This window comes from Stieleria sp. JC731, from assembly GCF_020966635.1.
In the GTDB taxonomy this organism is placed as follows: Bacteria; Planctomycetota; Planctomycetia; order Pirellulales; family Pirellulaceae; genus Stieleria.
In genome coordinates, this window is the sequence record NZ_JAJKFQ010000001.1 from 1,196,707 (window position 1) to 1,212,713 (window position 16,007).

Annotated in this window: 12 protein-coding genes; 8 read left to right on the top strand and 4 right to left on the bottom strand. The window is 55.2% G+C overall.

The genetic code is table 11. From position 1 onward, the window contains the following. Positions 1–30 precede the first annotated feature (30 nt). From LOC67_RS03900 to thiC, 3 genes are all read left to right on the top strand, one after another. Positions 31–1,788 carry a hypothetical protein gene (locus LOC67_RS03900; RefSeq protein WP_230261204.1) on the top strand — a complete coding sequence of 586 codons (1,758 nt, stop codon included), beginning with the start codon at positions 31–33 and terminating at the stop codon, positions 1,786–1,788. A gap of 73 nt (positions 1,789–1,861) precedes the next feature. Then, the gene (locus LOC67_RS03905) at positions 1,862–3,250 is read left to right on the top strand and encodes a c-type cytochrome (protein ID WP_230261205.1); all 1,389 of its coding nucleotides are present in this window, start codon (positions 1,862–1,864) and stop codon (positions 3,248–3,250) included. A gap of 213 nt (positions 3,251–3,463) precedes the next feature. Then, positions 3,464–4,801, top strand: a complete 1,338-nt coding sequence (gene thiC / locus LOC67_RS03910; RefSeq protein WP_230261206.1) for a phosphomethylpyrimidine synthase ThiC — start codon at positions 3,464–3,466, stop codon at positions 4,799–4,801. Between the two features lie 248 nt (positions 4,802–5,049). Here the strand turns inward: thiC and LOC67_RS03915 are convergent, their stop codons facing one another. The 4 genes from LOC67_RS03915 to thrC all read right to left on the bottom strand — a co-directional run bounded on the left by LOC67_RS03915 (position 5,050) and on the right by thrC (position 9,632). Further along, a complete protein-coding gene (locus LOC67_RS03915) occupies positions 5,050–6,351 on the bottom strand; it encodes an MFS transporter (protein ID WP_315861024.1) in 1,302 nt (433 codons plus the stop codon). A 199-nt stretch (positions 6,352–6,550) separates the two neighbouring features. Next, complete coding sequence (locus tag LOC67_RS03920) at positions 6,551–6,910, bottom strand: hypothetical protein (RefSeq protein WP_230261208.1); 360 nt, start codon at positions 6,908–6,910, stop codon at positions 6,551–6,553. Positions 6,911–7,075: 165 nt separating this feature from the next. Next, on the bottom strand, positions 7,076–7,879 hold the full coding sequence (gene dapB / locus LOC67_RS03925) for a 4-hydroxy-tetrahydrodipicolinate reductase (RefSeq protein WP_230261209.1): 804 nt from the start codon (positions 7,877–7,879) through the stop codon (positions 7,076–7,078). 325 nt (positions 7,880–8,204) lie between these two features. Beyond that, positions 8,205–9,632 (bottom strand): threonine synthase, encoded by a 1,428-nt coding sequence (gene thrC, locus LOC67_RS03930; protein WP_230261210.1) that lies wholly within the window; start codon positions 9,630–9,632, stop codon positions 8,205–8,207. Between the two features lie 495 nt (positions 9,633–10,127). Here thrC and LOC67_RS03935 point away from each other — a divergent pair, with 495 nt between their 5' ends. The 5 genes from LOC67_RS03935 to LOC67_RS03955 all read left to right on the top strand — a co-directional run bounded on the left by LOC67_RS03935 (position 10,128) and on the right by LOC67_RS03955 (position 16,004). Continuing rightward, positions 10,128–10,784, top strand: coding sequence for a signal peptidase II (locus tag LOC67_RS03935; RefSeq protein ID WP_230261211.1), 657 nt, complete (start codon positions 10,128–10,130; stop codon positions 10,782–10,784). 156 nt (positions 10,785–10,940) lie between these two features. Next, positions 10,941–11,765 (top strand): histidinol-phosphatase, encoded by an 825-nt coding sequence (gene hisN / locus LOC67_RS03940; protein ID WP_230261212.1) that lies wholly within the window; start codon positions 10,941–10,943, stop codon positions 11,763–11,765. 194 nt (positions 11,766–11,959) lie between these two features. Beyond that, on the top strand, positions 11,960–12,730 hold the full coding sequence (locus LOC67_RS03945; RefSeq protein ID WP_230261213.1) for a hypothetical protein: 771 nt from the start codon (positions 11,960–11,962) through the stop codon (positions 12,728–12,730). A 110-nt stretch (positions 12,731–12,840) separates the two neighbouring features. Beyond that, on the top strand, positions 12,841–14,562 hold the full coding sequence (locus LOC67_RS03950) for a helix-turn-helix domain-containing protein (RefSeq protein ID WP_230261214.1): 1,722 nt from the start codon (positions 12,841–12,843) through the stop codon (positions 14,560–14,562). Between the two features lie 404 nt (positions 14,563–14,966). Then, positions 14,967–16,004, top strand: a complete 1,038-nt coding sequence (locus LOC67_RS03955; RefSeq protein WP_230261215.1) for a hypothetical protein — start codon at positions 14,967–14,969, stop codon at positions 16,002–16,004. Positions 16,005–16,007: the final 3 nt, after the last annotated feature.

A 16,007-nucleotide genomic window follows, 5' to 3' on the forward strand; every position in this document is an offset into this window, starting at 1 on the left:
TCGGGGGCGAAGTGGTACACTGCGGCGGAAATGACAAAGATTCTGAAAACTGAAGCGACAACCGGCCCCCCATCTTTAACGCAACTGGCGATCTCGGCATTTATCGTTGTGGTCGCCGTTGTTGCGATGCGTTGGCCGTCGGGAGGCGAGAGTTTTTGGCTGGATGAACTGCATTCGGCCTGGGCCGTTGCCGCCGATTTTCCTGATATCTCCGCCCGTGCCGCGGATGGAAATCAAACGACGGGCTATTTCCATTCGTTGTGGATTTGGAAAAAGACGGTGGACTTGCTGGGCTTGGCAAATCTGCTCGGATTCGAATGGGCGATGCGGATCAGTAGCGTCGTTCTTAATGCGATTGCGGCACTGGTTTTGCTGTTCGGTGTGACACGTTCATCGGGGCGGCTTGGCGGTGGATTGGCAGCGGCATTGTTGTTGGCATTCGATCAGCACGCCGTCTTTTTCGGTGGGGAGCTTCGTTCCTATGCGGCAGTCATGCTTTGTTCCGCATTCGCGACGGCTTCAATGATGAAGATGCTGCAAACGGCAAAAGGCTCGCATGAAATCGCGGGACAAGACAACAAAGTCGATCGCGCTTTGACCGGACCGTCGGATGATGAAGTCACCGTTCAGGTGGGAGTCGGTCGCCTTTCGATGACGTTCTGGATCTGTCTGGCTGGGTTGTTGCACCCCACTTCGTTGGGCACTTTGGGCCTTTTGTTCCCGGTCGGTCTGATACTGACTTGGCGAATGAGACGCTTGAAGGTCTGGTCGGGTGATTTGGGAGTGCTGACATTTGGGCTGCTGACCTCGCTCTTGTTGGCCGCTTCGTCACTTCCACATTCTTGGCAGCGTCGAGATCTGTGGCGTGCTTTCGGTCAGGCCACGCGGTCGAAGCAACTTTTGGACGCTTGGGATTGGTGGTCGCTATTGTTGTTTCCAGGAATCACGCTGGTGCTATGTGTGGTTATATGCCGTTTTGTTGCCGGTCGACCAAACGCGGCCTCTTCGCAACACAAGTCAGCAATAATGAAGCCCGCATCGGCTGACTGTTTTTGGTGGATACCGGGGCTGATTAGTGCAACGGCAACAGCTGTCTTTTTTATCGCGTCTTATGCGGACATCGTTCCGTTATGGCATCGTAGGTACTTCATCGCGGCACTGCCGATGCTGGCATGGACGGGTGGCGAGCTCACCGCAAAGCTGATTGATCGAGCGTTTGCGATTTCGCGGCAAAGTTCATTTCAACGTGTTGTACCGATTGCCATATTGATGGTTGTGATCGGGTTTCAGCTCTGGCACCAAGGCGTCCTGACGAAGTTGGCTGCTGGTCATTTGCCGATGCAATTGCGAGGGGAGCGATGGCGATCAGCAGTCGAAATGATCCAGCAAGAAAGCACCACGTCCGACTTTGTGTGGCTTGATAGCGGGTTGATCGAAGCAAGCTTGCTCACCGAAGCACCAGTGAGCTGGCCCGCGGAAGATGAACGGTTCTGGGACTACCTGAAGTTTCCAGTGCAAGGACCGTATCGGATCGACGAGGTCAAATTAGTTTCCTCACGATCGCCGATCGAATCCTTGTCTTTGCTGGTCGATCAGTTACCTGACGAACAGGCCCGTGTTTGGTTGTTGTCGCGATCGGGACGAGGGAACGTGCTCGCATTAATCGAACGCTTAGGTCAGGTGCGAAAGCTCAAGTACCGATGGCGCTTCAAAGCCAGACCCTCGGTTTTGGAAATCGATTTTGCGGCAATTGACGGTGAATCAGCGGCATCACTTGACGGTCACTAATAGACTGTAGGTTGAAGCGGGGGGCTTCAACACAACAAAGGACATTGGACTCTCTGGAAGCACGACGATTCGAATGCAAAACCACGATCGAAAACTTCTGATCTGGATCGGATTGATGCTGGTGTCTGTCGTCTCACAGGAGGCTTTGGGGGATGACGGGCTTGGCCAGGAAATTGGGAATGCGGAATCGGGCTACCGATTTTTGACCGAAACGGCCGTCCTGCCGAGTGATTTTCATCAATCAACGTTCGACCAGCTATGGAAGTCCTGGCCCGAGCCGTTGCGTGATCGTGCCGCCGCTGCCGCAGAAGACGAGCGTCGAAAGATGGCCTACAAGCGATACGGGCTAACCACTCGTCCCAACGACGATTCGGGTAAGCCGCTGCAGTATGTTGTTGACGCCGAAGGCAATTGGACGATGAATTGCTTTTCTTGTCATGGCGGTAGCGTCTATGGCACGCCGACCCCCGGTGCTCCAAACAACCGTTATGCGCTACAGTCGCTGACGGAGGAACTTACCAAGACAAAATCGAAACTGGGGCTATTTCCTGGCCGAATGGAACTCGGAGCGTTGTTCATTCCGTTGGGGACAACCAACGGGACGACCAATGCGGTGGTCTTTGGGATGGGGTTGATGAACGGCAGGGATTCGGAACTAAACGTTGTTCGTAAGCTTCCGGCATCTTTCACGCATCATGATATGGACGCGCCGCCCTGGTGGTATTTCCATAAACGGCCGTCGATTTACATCGACGGATTTGCCGCCAAAGGGCACCGTGCGCTGATGCAGTTCACGTTGGTCCCTGAAAACGGTCCAAAGTTCTATCGCGACAACGAAGACAACTTTCGAGATGTCTATGCGTATCTGTCCTCGTTGCGGCCTCCAAAGTACACCGGATCGATTGATCAGCGCTTGGCAGAGCAGGGCAGGGCAGTGTTCAATTCGAACTGTGCCGAATGTCATGGCACATACGGGAAGGATTGGACTTACCCCAATCGTTGTGTCCCGATTGACGAAGTCCAAACGGACCCCGTGCGACTGAAAGCTCTGACTGTCGAAGGTCGTCGGCGTTATGCGCAAAGCTGGTTCGCCCATGCGGGTGAGCCAGAGCAGCATGAAACCGTGCTTTCGCCCGTTGGGTATGTCGCCCCGCCACTGGACGGAATTTGGGCCAGTGCACCGTATCTGCACAATGGAAGTGTACCGACGCTTTGGCATCTGTTGCATCCAAAGGAACGCCCCGGGGTATGGCGGCCAGCATCCGAAGCACTGGATTCGGAGCGAGTTGGCTTGACGGTCGAGATTGTCGACGGGGTACCAGGCGACTTGGACGATCCGGTTCGGCGACGTAGCTATTTTGACACGAGCGTGTTCGGCAAGAGCGGCAAAGGGCACAATTACCCGGATCTGTTGACCGAAGAAGAAAAACGTGCGGTCTTGGAGTACTTGAAAACGCTGTAGTGGACCGTCTCGGCCCTACTCTCGATCCCAGCGCGGGCGTATAACTAGGACGCCCAGACAGATTGGCAATTTGAGCAAATTTCTTAGGTGCGACACGCATCTTTCCCATATACCGACAACGGTTGTTTGGTCGACCTGCTCGCATTGGTCGATTAAACGTCGTTGCTTGGCTTTCATTCCCACTTCGCGTGGGTTCCGATGGAGTTCTGATCGATGAGCAAAACACAAATTCTGGCAGCGCGTGCTGGTGAAATTACCCCCGAGATGGAACGTTGCGCGCAGCGTGAGGATTTGGCCGTCGAAATCATCCGCGATGAAGTCGCTGCGGGACGAATGGTCATCCCTGCAAACAAGGTGCACGCCGCAGGTGCTCTGGATCCGATGTGCATCGGCGTCGCCGCAAAATGCAAAATCAACGCCAACATCGGTAACAGTGCCGTTACCAGCAACATCGACGAAGAGCTGGAAAAACTGCACACCGCGGTTCACTACGGTGCCGACACCGTGATGGACCTTTCGACCGGTAAAAACATCGATGAGATCCGCAAGCAGATCATCGGAAAAAGCCCAGTGCCGATCGGGACGGTTCCGATTTATCAAATGCTTGAAGAGCTTGGCGGCAACATCGAAGACATGAACGCCCAGCACTTCTTGGACATGGTCGAACACCAAGCCAAGCAAGGTGTTGATTACATGACCATTCACTGCGGTGTCAAACTGGAGCACTTGCACCTTTCGGTCAATCGTGTCACCGGTATCGTCAGTCGCGGTGGTTCGCTGATCGCGAAGTGGATGATGGCTCACAACAAGCAGAACCCACTTTACGACGCCTTTGATGACTTGTGCGACATCATGCGTGAATACGATGTCACTTGGTCGTTGGGCGATGGGTTGCGTCCAGGTTCGATCGCTGACGCTTCTGATGACGCTCAATTCGCCGAATTGGAAGTGTTGGGTGAATTGACCAAACGCGGTAAAGAAAACGGCACGCAAGTAATGGTCGAAGGACCAGGCCACGTTCCGATGCACCAGATTCAAATGAATATGGAAAAGCAGGCGGAACTGTGCGACGGCGCTCCGTTCTACGTCCTCGGTCCACTCGTGACCGACATCGCACCCGGATACGACCACATCACCAGTGCGATCGGTGCCGCGATGGCAGGATGGCACGGCGCGGCAATGTTGTGCTACGTCACACCGAAAGAGCACCTGGGCTTGCCCAACGAAGAGGATGTCAAGCAGGGCGTCATCGCCTACAAAATCTCTGCCCACGCGGCGGACGTTGCACGCGGACGCAAGGGGGCTCAAGACCGCGATGATGCGTTGAGCAAAGCTCGCTTTGAATTCGACTGGAATGAGCAGTTCCGTTTGTCGCTCGACCCGGAAACTGCACAGCGTTACCACGATGAAACGCTGCCGCAGGACACCTTCAAGAGCGCCCACTTCTGCAGCATGTGCGGACCGAAATACTGCTCGATGAAGATCACCGAGGACATCCGCAAGATGGCAAAAGAAAAGCAGGTTGTTTCACTGGACGCAAAGCAGTCCTAGTCAAGCCAGTTCTAGTCAAGGCAGGCGAGCTTCGCAGCAGAACGTCACTCTCTTTAAACGTGACGTTCTGCAATCGTTTGGGGATTCAGCTCGCATTCGCCACCAATCTTCTTTCAGGCGACTAGTGCTTCGTTCGATATGAAACTACGGGTTTGGGTCATCAGCCGACGGGCATTCGCCCCGGTTATTGCACTGAAACCGTGGCTAACGCCATGCGGCTAATCCTAAAATCGAATTGGAACGAAGCACTAGGCTTGCGATTCGCTGGTGTTTACCAGGATGCCGGTGCCCCTGAGCCGATAAGTGAAGAAGGCGGCTCCGACCAGCATCAAACCACTGCAGATGAAGAAGATTCGCTGCGGTGCGTCGCCAAATCCTGGGCGGATCACGGGGTACAGAACTCCCGCAACCGTCATGAAGGCGAACGAGACTGCATTGGCGGTTCCCAGAAACTGACCCCGTTCATCATCTGGTGAAAGCTTCTGCAGCAATGCTTGCAGCGGCACGATGTAGAATCCTGCGGAAAACCCTGCCAGCAGGATTAGCAGTGAAACGTTGCTAAGTGCGACACGGACGAGCGGTTTCGTGTCAGGCATCCACGGGGGGACGGCTGCCAACAGGAAGAAAAACAGTACCAAACCAATTGCCCCAAACAGGGTCAGCCGAGGACGGATTTGGTCGCCCGACAATAATCCAGCAACGGCACAGCCAAGTCCGATCGCGATCCCCAGGACTCCCATCAGCACACTCGCTTCGGTGTGATTGATGTGTAGCACTTCGGTGTATTCGGGAACGATGAATAACGCCAATCCGGCAAGCATATAAAAGTAGCCCCAAGCCATCATGACCATCAGCAATCGGGTCTGAGCCATTTCGCGAATGGACGCGATGTAGGTGCTGAACGGGTTTAGCTTGATCTTCAAGTTCTTGTCGCCTGCATCTAGACGTGGAATCAAGTAACTTGCGATCCACCCCAGTATGGCAGTCGCGACCAGCAAGGCTCCCGGAAGCCACAGGATTCCAGGGGTGTCGTCCTTGGTTGCATAGTGATCGCTAGCGATGCCCGCGATCAGTGTGCCCGCAATCACCGCGACGTTCGTCATCATGTTAATCGCACCGTTTGCACGGCTGAGGTGACGGTCGGAAACCAGTTCGGGAATCATGCCGTACTTCGCGGGACCAAAGAACGAACTTTGGCAGGTCAAGGCGGTCAACGCGAACAAGGTGAGCGGTAGGTTTTGGAGATAGAATCCCAGTCCTGCCACGGCGGCGATGGGGATCTCCGCGATTTTGACCCACATCGTCACTTGCTGTTTTGAAAAGCGGTCGGCGATCTGACCGGCGAACCCAGACAGCAGCATGAATGGCACTGTGAAGCAGATGCTGACGACACCCTGGCCGCCTTGGCCGAGTTGTCCACTCCAGGCCCCGTTGATGACCATGAAGGTCAAAATCACCTTCAGGATATTATCGTTCATCGCGCCAAAGAATTGGGCGACGATCAGGCCGATGAAGCCAGGGTTAAATAAATGTGTGGATCGTTTTATCACGATGGCAGCACTGGTTTGAGCCAAATCGAAGCGGACCGCACGCGTGGTACACAATCGTGTTCACAGTGCAATTTCGACTAGTAGAACCTGCCAAGTGGCACCAGAAGCGCGCTGAGCATGGTTTCAGCACACCTTTTGCCAGATTGCGCCGCCGTTGCCAAGCGGAATTGATTTCTGCGGCAGCAGATCCGATGTCCTGTTAGCGATATCGAGAAGCCACTTCTGGCAGCGGGTACTCGGTGATATCACGATCGCCTTCCCACTGGATGATTTCGTGCAACCGCCGAAACCCGGCCGTTACCAGTTCAGTCCGTTGGGCAACGAAGTCAGGGTCCAGGTCCGCTTTGGACATCGGACCAGAAACGATGACGGTTTCAAAGTCGTCGTGTTCGATGAACTGGGCTAGGACCGGATTGCATTTGAGATGTCGCTCGGCACTTGTGTGCAGAGTTTCAGGATCCAGTTCACCGATCACAAAGCGCAGGTATAAATCGCTATCAACGATCGACATCACGTCGTCGCCACAGACTTCACATCGATAACCTTCGTCACATTTCATTGTGATCCGACTGACGAAACGTAGTGGTCTGTGGTGGGTGAAAACGCCGGCGATCGATCGCCGGCCCGTTTTGGATTGAGCAGCGGTTGGTCGCTACTTCCGCTTTTTGCCGCGATGATGCGCGGCTTAGCCGCATGCCATGAAATAGTTTCAGGGCGGCTGCGGCTACATTTCTAGAACGTCAAACATGTCGTACATGCCAGCGGTTTTCCCGTTCAGCCATTTTGCCGCTGCGACAGAGCCGCCGGCGTAGCAGTCGCGATTACTGGCGGCGACGTTTAGTTCGATGCGTTCGCCAAGCATGCCGAACACGATCGTGTGTTCGCCCGGGTTGTCGCCGACACGAACAGCGTGGTAGCCGATTTCGTTTCGCGTACGTTGCCCGGTGTGGCCTTCGCGTCCGTGGACGTGCTTTGTGTCGTCACCCATTTTCTCGGCGATCATGTCGCCGAACTTCAAAGCGGTTCCGCTTGGCGCATCGGCTTTGAAGCGGTGATGACGCTCGATGATTTCGACATCCAGTCCACCGGGGACATTCAGCAGTTTTTCGGTGATTTGCTGCGCGACTTTCATCGAAAGATTGACCGCCAGAGACATGCTCGGTGCCCAGACGACTGGGATTTTTTCGGCGGCATCACGAAGCCGCTCGATCTGTTCGTCGGTCATTCCTGTTGTCGCGACGACCAGCGATGTTTCGTGAGCAATGCACTTATCGATACAGCGATCGATCGCCTGCGGCAGCGAAAAGTCAATCACGACGTCAACGTCAGTAGGCCATTTCGATGACAACGGAACGTCGATGTTTCCGATGCCGGCGATTTCTCCGGCGTCTGTGCCCAGCAATGAATGTTGGTCGTGTTCAATCGCGGCAACGATTTCGATCGACTCATCAGCCGCGGCGAGGGCAACGACTCGGCGGCCCATTCGGCCGGCTGCGCCGTGAACGGCAATTCGTAGTAGATCTGACATGTGTGACTTAATGGGGAAGCAGCGACTGAATTTAAAGAGATGCGATCATCCCGATGATGGATGATGCGTTGCAGGGTGACAAGTAGGAGCGAAAGCTTGTACCCGCCTGCAGTTCCGAGTGGCCTATCCAAATTTCCTTGCCGATCAACCGCATGAAATCATTCGTCATGCAAGCTGGCGCGAAAGACTCGCCGCGTCACTTGGTTGCGACTGCGTTTGACGATCACCGCCGATCTGCAAGGGTTCGATCCTTGGTGAAACTCGCTGGCCTCCATGAAGCACTGGGCTCCATGGGGCTCAGTCGGCGGTGTGACGCCGGAACCTGCTATGCGTACAGTTGGATCGCTTTGATGATGTCATCGAGTTCGTTTGGAACCGCGATCGCTTTGTTGGCGAACGATGCTTTGCTAACACCACGGCTTCCCAAGGTGTTGTTAAAGACTTCTTGGTCGGTGGTGTGGTAGGCCACCGTTGCGGTCGGGTCTTTCAGCTCGTGGCCGGTAAGAATGCAGACGACGCGGTCCGATGGTGCGATTACACCTTCGCGTCGCAGGACCTTGGCACCAGCGACACTGGCAGCCGAAGCGGGTTCGCAACCGAAGCCACCGGCGCCCACCATTGCTTTCGCGTCCAAGATTTCTTGGTCGCTAACTTGGCGGACGACGCCGTCGCAGTACTCAAGGGCACGCAAACACTTTTTCAGGTTAACCGGGCGATTGATTTCGATGGCACTCGCCAGCGTGTCTGCTTTGATGCCGTTTTGGTCCATGTAATCCATGTATTCACGGATGGGATCCAAGTTCACATGGCCACCATTCCAGCGGACGCCTCGTCGCTCGTGCAGCTCATACAGCGTGTCGGCTCCGGCAGCATTGATGATCGCTAGGCGAGGGACACGGTCGATCAGACCGAGTTCTTTCAGTTCCATGAATGCTTTGCCGAAGGCGCTGCTGTTACCCAGGTTTCCTCCGGGAACGACGATCCAGTCGGGGATCTCCCAACGCAGTGCTTCGAGGACGCGAAACATGATCGTCTTTTGGCCTTCAAGGCGGAACGGATTGACCGAATTGACCAAGTAGATGCCCAGCTCTTGAGCGACTTGGCGGACCCGGATCATTGCGTCATCAAAGTCACCAGCGATCTGCACCGTCAATGCGCCGTAGTCGAGCGCCTGGCTCAATTTGCCGTACGAGATTTTGCCGCTGCCGATAAAGATGATCGCCTTCATCAAGCGGGTCGCGCTGCAGTACAACGCGAGCGACGCGGATGTGTTGCCGGTGCTAGCACAGGCGGCTCGTTTGGCACCCAGCAGTTTCGCATGGGTGATCGCGGCACACATGCCGTTGTCTTTAAAACTGCCCGACGGGTTCATGCCTTCGTACTGAAGGTGCAGTTTGCCCGAATCCATACCGACGAATCCGCCGACGGCATCGGTTTGTTGCAGCAGCGTTTGTCCTTCACCGACCGTGACGATTTCGCTTTGTGGGGCGAACGGCAGAAGTTCGTGAAAGCGCCAGACTCCCGAAAAACGAACCGGATTGGTTCGTTCAGACCAGCGTGCTTCGAACTCGCGAAGGTCTTTGGGAACTTCCAGTCGATCCCATTCGTAGGCAACATCCAGCAGGTTGCCACATTTGGGACAGGACGTGTGCAATTGGCCCGCATCGTAAGTCGCACCACATTCTGGGTTGATGCAACGTTGGAATGCCAAATCGGTCTTGATCGACGACGGTTCTTTTGCGGACTGAATCATGGCAACAAGTGTCGTTTGTTTGGTGATTTCCCTAAACAGGGTCCGGCCGGGACGGTGTGCTGAATCGTTCGGTCAAAAGGCTGACAAACGCATCAACTGCAAGTGGCTCAAATGCAACGAATCCGCCTTTGGGGGGCGGCAAGCGAACAGCGGAGCTTTTTTTCGCTCCCCCGCAGCGCAAAGTTGTTTTGGGCAAGCATAGATGCCAAACAAAGTTTTGTCGCTAGTGGTTTCCGCTTTCGAGCGCCTTGATCCAGTGAAGTTGATCTGGGCAAGTTGAGACGACAATTCTACCGTGTAGGTTCAATTGGCGAATGGAGATCGCCAAGTTAAACGGAGTTCGGTGGGGTGACTCGAGGTTTGGAAATTCGCGTCAGCACCGTATTTCCCGTTTGAATCCAGCCGGACCAGAACTGCAATCGAACCGTCGAACACGGTGAATCCAGTCGAATCGGGTAAATCGCCCGCCTATCAATCCCCTTTCACCTCCCGATCATGCCGGACCAACCTGAATCCGCCGAAGCCACCGCCAGCGAGCACAATGACGGGAGTCCACGACCCACTAATGGTGCCCAGCTACCCGTTCCGATCGCTGGCAGGGCTGTTCTTTTCGCGATTCTTGCAATTGTCGGTGGAGCGACCGATTTGCTGAGCAAGCAATGGATTTTTAATTGGCGTGGATTGCCTGGCGAGAGGGACATTTGGTGGGTTTGGGAGCCGTTTTTTGGAATTGAGACCGCGGTCAACATCGGCGCGGTGTTTGGGATCGGTGCAGGGCAGGGCACCCTGTTCGCCCTCGCGTCCGTTTTGGCAGCAGCCGGCATCATCGTCTGGCTGTTCGTCTTTAAGGCGGCCGAGTCCCTGTGGCTGACCGTCGCACTTGGTCTGGTCGGTGGTGGGATTATTGGGAATCTTTACGACAGGATGGGAATGTGGTGGGATCCGGCTTATCCCGATGCGTGGCGAAGTGGAGTGCGTGACTGGATCCTCTGGCGAATCAATGCGCGTCTGACTTGGCCAAACTTCAATATCGCCGACTCGTTGCTTGTTGTCGGTGCATGCATGCTGCTTTATCAGAGCTTCTTCATGCAGCCAGTCCCGGATTCGGAATCGACACAGAAGTCGGATGTTACGCCAGTCAGCGACCAGTAGTGTCGCCTTGCTTTAGTGCTCATCGTCGCCATTGCGTTGCCTCGGACGGTCCTGTGAAAACCGACGCAAACCTGTTAAAGACTTGCAGAACCATCTTCAGACCGGTGCCTTCTGCCGGGCAACGCAAGCCTCTTTCCTGCAACGCACGACTTCGCGATGAACGATTCCAGCCGTAAGCCAACCGCTCCTGACCAATGGAATGAATTTGAAGGTGGCCGCCTCTCGGCGATGATCGAGATTGCCAAAGCGGCTGGCGATCATACGTTGAAGTATTTCCAAAACGATCAGCTGCAGGTTGACGCCAAGAAAGACGACTCGCCAGTCACCATCGCCGATCGGGAAGCAGAACAATTGGCTCGTCAGTTGATCGCCGAGCAGTTTCCCGAAGACACGGTGCAAGGCGAGGAGTTTGCCGAAAGTGAAGGCGATTCGGCGTATCGTTGGGTCATCGATCCGATCGATGGAACCAAGTCGTTTGTTTGTGGTGTGCCGCTTTATTCGACGCTTTTGGCAATTGAGAAAGACGAGCAGCCAATCGCGGGTGTCATCCTAATCCCAGCGTTGGGCGAAGTGGTTGTCGCATCCAACGGGCTGGGATGCTGGCACCGACGCGGCGAGGGCGGTTGGAAACGAGCAGCCGTTTCTCAGAAGCTATCGCTTTCTGAAGCCGTGTTCCTATCCAGCCAAGTCGATTCGTTTGACGAACGAGGGGCCGAAGATCGCTACAAAACACTGGAAAAACAGTGCTGGATCACACGTACCTGGGGGGATGGATACGGATATCTATTGGTTGCGACCGGGCGTGCCGATGTGATGGTCGATCCCATTTGCAACGCATGGGATGTCGCCGCGATCATGCCCGTGATCGTGGAAGCGGGAGGCCGTTTCACCGATTGGAAAGGCAATGCCACGGTTCGCGGGGGCGACGGTGTGGGGACAAACGGCCTGCTGCATGACGCCGTGATGGATGCGCTGCAATAGCCATCACGCCCGACTGATGCCTTGCCAGCTGAGCCAATAAAGCTCCGTTAGAAAGCTGTTGGAGCGGCGAATCGAGTTTGCCGTTCACGATGAAGCCATGTTTCCTGGCTTGCGATTGCCGCGAAAAACTCGGTAATCTCCGTTTGAATCAACGAATCAGATTCGACGGGTACAACAGCGAAAGGATTCTTCGGATGAACGGACGGGAAAAGTTTGGGACCGTTTTTGCAGGGCGAATTGGCGTCGCGAGCCTAATCGTAAGCGTTGCCGTGTTGCTTGCAGCGTCTGCAATTCCCGGAACAGCTCAGCAACCCGTTGGACTGCCACCGACCCCGGAAGAAGAAGCCATTTTGCAGCAATACAAAGCTGCACGTGCTGCCAGACGTCTGCCGCCGAATCCGAGTGCGGCTGCTCAGTCGTCAGCGCCGGTCGGTAGCGCAGTTGGCAGCGCGGTTGGACCAGGCAATCTATCTGGCGCGGGCACATTGTCGCAGCCGTCTCAGCCATTCGGTGGCGTCCCTGTCCAACCGGGCAGTCCGCAGAATGCCGGATTCGCTGGGGGGCAGCAGGTCAGTGACCCGGTTGGGCTAGGCACAGCAGGTGTGACCCCACAGACAGGTGCTGACTATGGAGGCTCCCCCGAGTCGGCTAGTCAAGCGACCGGCAATGTCGGTTTGCCCCCTCTGGCAGATGTTATGGCGTCGGCTCAAACAGGGGCCGGTAATGCTCCCCAAACTGCCGCTGCGGGCGATTTGATCGGCTTTTTCGGTTCTGATGACTCGGGAACACACACAATTGCGCTGGTTAATACGAGAAAAATGCAAATTGCCGTGTATCATATTGATAGGTCAGGCGTACTTCGCCTCATTAGTAGCCGACCGATTGACGCCGACTTTTCTGTAACGCTCAACGCTACTGACCCACTTCCCAGTCAAATCCGACTTCTGCAGGGTCGGGTGAAGTGAGGGTTCGTCTAATTCCGAGCAAAGAAAAGTAGCGGCGTTGCCCCACGTAATTAATTTAAGACGTCGCGACATCTACTTTACTGTTCTCGGAATCCAAGACCCCACCGACCATGTCTTATCTCTCACTGGACGAAGCAGCTAAGAAGCTGGGTATTTCCTCTGACCGACTTGTCGAACTGCGCAGCCAAGGTCAGGTGCGAGGCTTCCGAGACGGTTCGAGCTGGAAGTTCCCCGAAAACGAAATCGAGCGTTTGGCAGATGACCTAGCCGCCGACGATGACAATTTCGGTTCTGGAATCTTGGTCGATGACGCGAACCTTGGCGATTCTTCGGCCAGCATCGGTTCCATTATCGGCGGCGATCAAGCAGACGCTGCTGACGGCAGCGACGTCAACATCGGTTCGGAGCCGCTAAAAGAGGGCAGCACCGGGTCGGACGTCAATCTTGTCACCGGCACTGATGGAAAAGGCAGCGACGTTTCTTTGGTCGCGACCGATAGCGGTGAACTGGAAGTCGATTCGGTTTTCGAAACTGACGACGAACTGCTCCAGGAAATCGATTCTGCCGAATTGAAACTGGACGACCCCGCGTTGTTGCGTGATAGCGCCGATTCAATCGATGTCGCGATCGATCCGAAAGAAGGCAGCACCGGACCGGTTGCCAAAGCGGCGATCGAAAGCGAAGCCGAGAAGCTATCGATCAGTGATGTCGACGTTGCCGATTCGGCTTCCGACGAAGATTTCATGCTGTCCAACGATCTGTCCGAAGACGACAGCAGCGAACTGTTGCTTGCCGATGACTCCGATTCATTGGATTTGGATGCCGTTAGCGGTGACCTGAATTCGAACCCCGCAGGGGCAAGCAGCCTCGCACTGATGAACGAGTTGGATGCCCCCAGCACCGACAAGCCGATGAAATCGTCCGGTGCAGACGTGCTCAGCGAACTCGATCTTCTTGGCGAACAAGCCAACAGCGGAAGCGGATTGATTTCTGGCGACAGTGAAAAACTGTTGACCTCGTCCGGCTTGGGCAGTGGCCTGGGTTCGAGCGTGATGAATGAAATGGACGACGCGCTGAGCGATGATGACGACTTGGTGATCGCCGATGACGACGCCGATCTAATGCTCGATAGCGTCAGCGATATCTCGGTTGCTGGTGACAGCGGAATTAACTTGATGAGCCCCAGCGACAGCGGCCTTTCGCTCGAAAGTGAGCCTCTGGACTTGGCTGGCAGCAGCTTGTCAGCGTTGGATTTGGGTGCCGAACTTTCAGACGGAAGTGGGATTTCTGGTTCCAAGAGCGGCATGGGCTCCGCTGCCGATGAAGAGTTCCAGCTTTCTCCATCAGGTGTTGGCCTCGACGCAGATTTGGACAGTAGTTCACAAGTGATCGAAGTCGAAGATTCTGAAGTCGTCGATCTACAAGCTGATTTCGGCGACGAAAATGCCTTCGCCGACGCTGGCTTCGCCGATCCCGGTGCCGAACCACTGGGCGCCGACGCGTTTGATGCACCTCAAGCCGGAGTCGCATTCGACGATGGTGGCTTGGGTGCCGATGCAGACGCCGGCGGCGATGCATTCGGTGCGGACGAAGGAATGGTTGTCGAAGACGGCGAAATGGCTGCTCCGACAGCGGGGGCTGTTTCTCGCGGTTACGAGGTTCCTTTCAGTTTGTTTCAGTGCCTGTCGTTGATGTTTATCATCCTGGTGCTTTCGCTCGGCGGCATGCTGATGACCGATCTGGTTCGCAACATGTGGGCTTATAGCGAGACGTCGGCACCGGTTAGCGGATTGACCGATTCGCTGATCAGCATGGCTGGATTGGATTCCTAAATCGCCCAGCGTTGCTGTCTTTTCTACATGCGATCTAGCGCGGCTGAGATTCTTTAATATCTCGCCGCATCGTTTTGGGCCGTTGCGTCCGGCTGCGACATATTTTCCTGCGATTGGATGGGCCCGTTTATGTCTCCGCAGGAGTCCGGGGGTTCCGGTGGGGACGCCCTTAGGGAGTGCAGACGCGTTGTCTAAACTTCAGGCAATAGGTGGGTACGATCAATAGGGGCGTCGCGTCTATACTGACGGCGTCAGGATTACGCTCCTTCCTCCGTTTCGAAACGGATTTCACACCCATCCCGCCTTCCATTGCTATGAACTCTGGTTCGATACCATTGACGCTTAACGTGCGCGCCCTCGTTGGCCATTCCAGACAGCAAGTCGCTGGTTGGATCGTGCTACTGATGGCGATCGTCGTCACCGGCTGCACTCCCGAGCCTGAGATTTCGACCTACACAATTTCCAAACGCACGCCTGCCGAGTTGATTCCAGGCAAGCAGCGGATGTTGGCTGTCATTGTGCCGCGTCAAAGCGACGCATGGTTCTTCAAGATCATGGACAATGAAGATGCGGTCGATGGGGTTGCTGATCAATTCAAGAGCTTTGTCCAGTCGGTTGAGTTTGGTGACTCAGGTCAGCCGATTTTGAATCCCCTGCCGGAATCATGGCGTTTGGGTGGCGAGAAGCCCATGCGGTTTGCGACCGTCTATATCAATACCGACAACAAGCAGTTGGAGCTGAGTGTTTCGACGTTGCCATTGAGCGGCGACTACGAAAATTATGTTTTGCAGAATGTGAATCGCTGGCGAAACCAAGTTGGTCTAAAGCCATCGGAGGAGCAGTTCGCTGGCGGCGAAGCGTTCGATGTGGCATCAGCAGACAAGCAGGCCGTCCTTGCTGACTTCGTTGGCGAGCCCGGTCAAAGTTCAGGATCGATGATGCCCTCGATGGCGGGTGGTCCGATGTCATCGATGGGGCAAATGGCACCACCGATGGCTCAAGCTCCGCAAAACACACCGGCAGAAAAGAAGTACCAATACGATCTTCCTGAAGGCTGGCGAGACCTCGGATCGAAAGGGATGCGAGAGCTTTCTTTCAGTGTCGGACCGGAAGATTCACCAGCGGAAGTGACGTTGATCACTGCCGGTGGCGATCTGCGCAGCAACGTCGCTCGATGGATGGGACAAGTCATGAAGTCCACTCCCGACGACGCGGCGGTAGATCAAATGTTAGCGGACGCAGAAACTTTTGAAGTTTCAGGCAACAAGGCGCAGCGGTTTATCATTGATGGGGATTCCGCTGCGGAGCAATTTTCGATCGATGCGACCATCATTCCCACCGAAGGCGGCTTCAGTAAATTCGTCAAGATGACCGGACCACCGGCAACGGTAACCGAGCAGCGAGACGCAATGAAATCCTTCCTCGAATCGCTGTCCTTCTAAAAC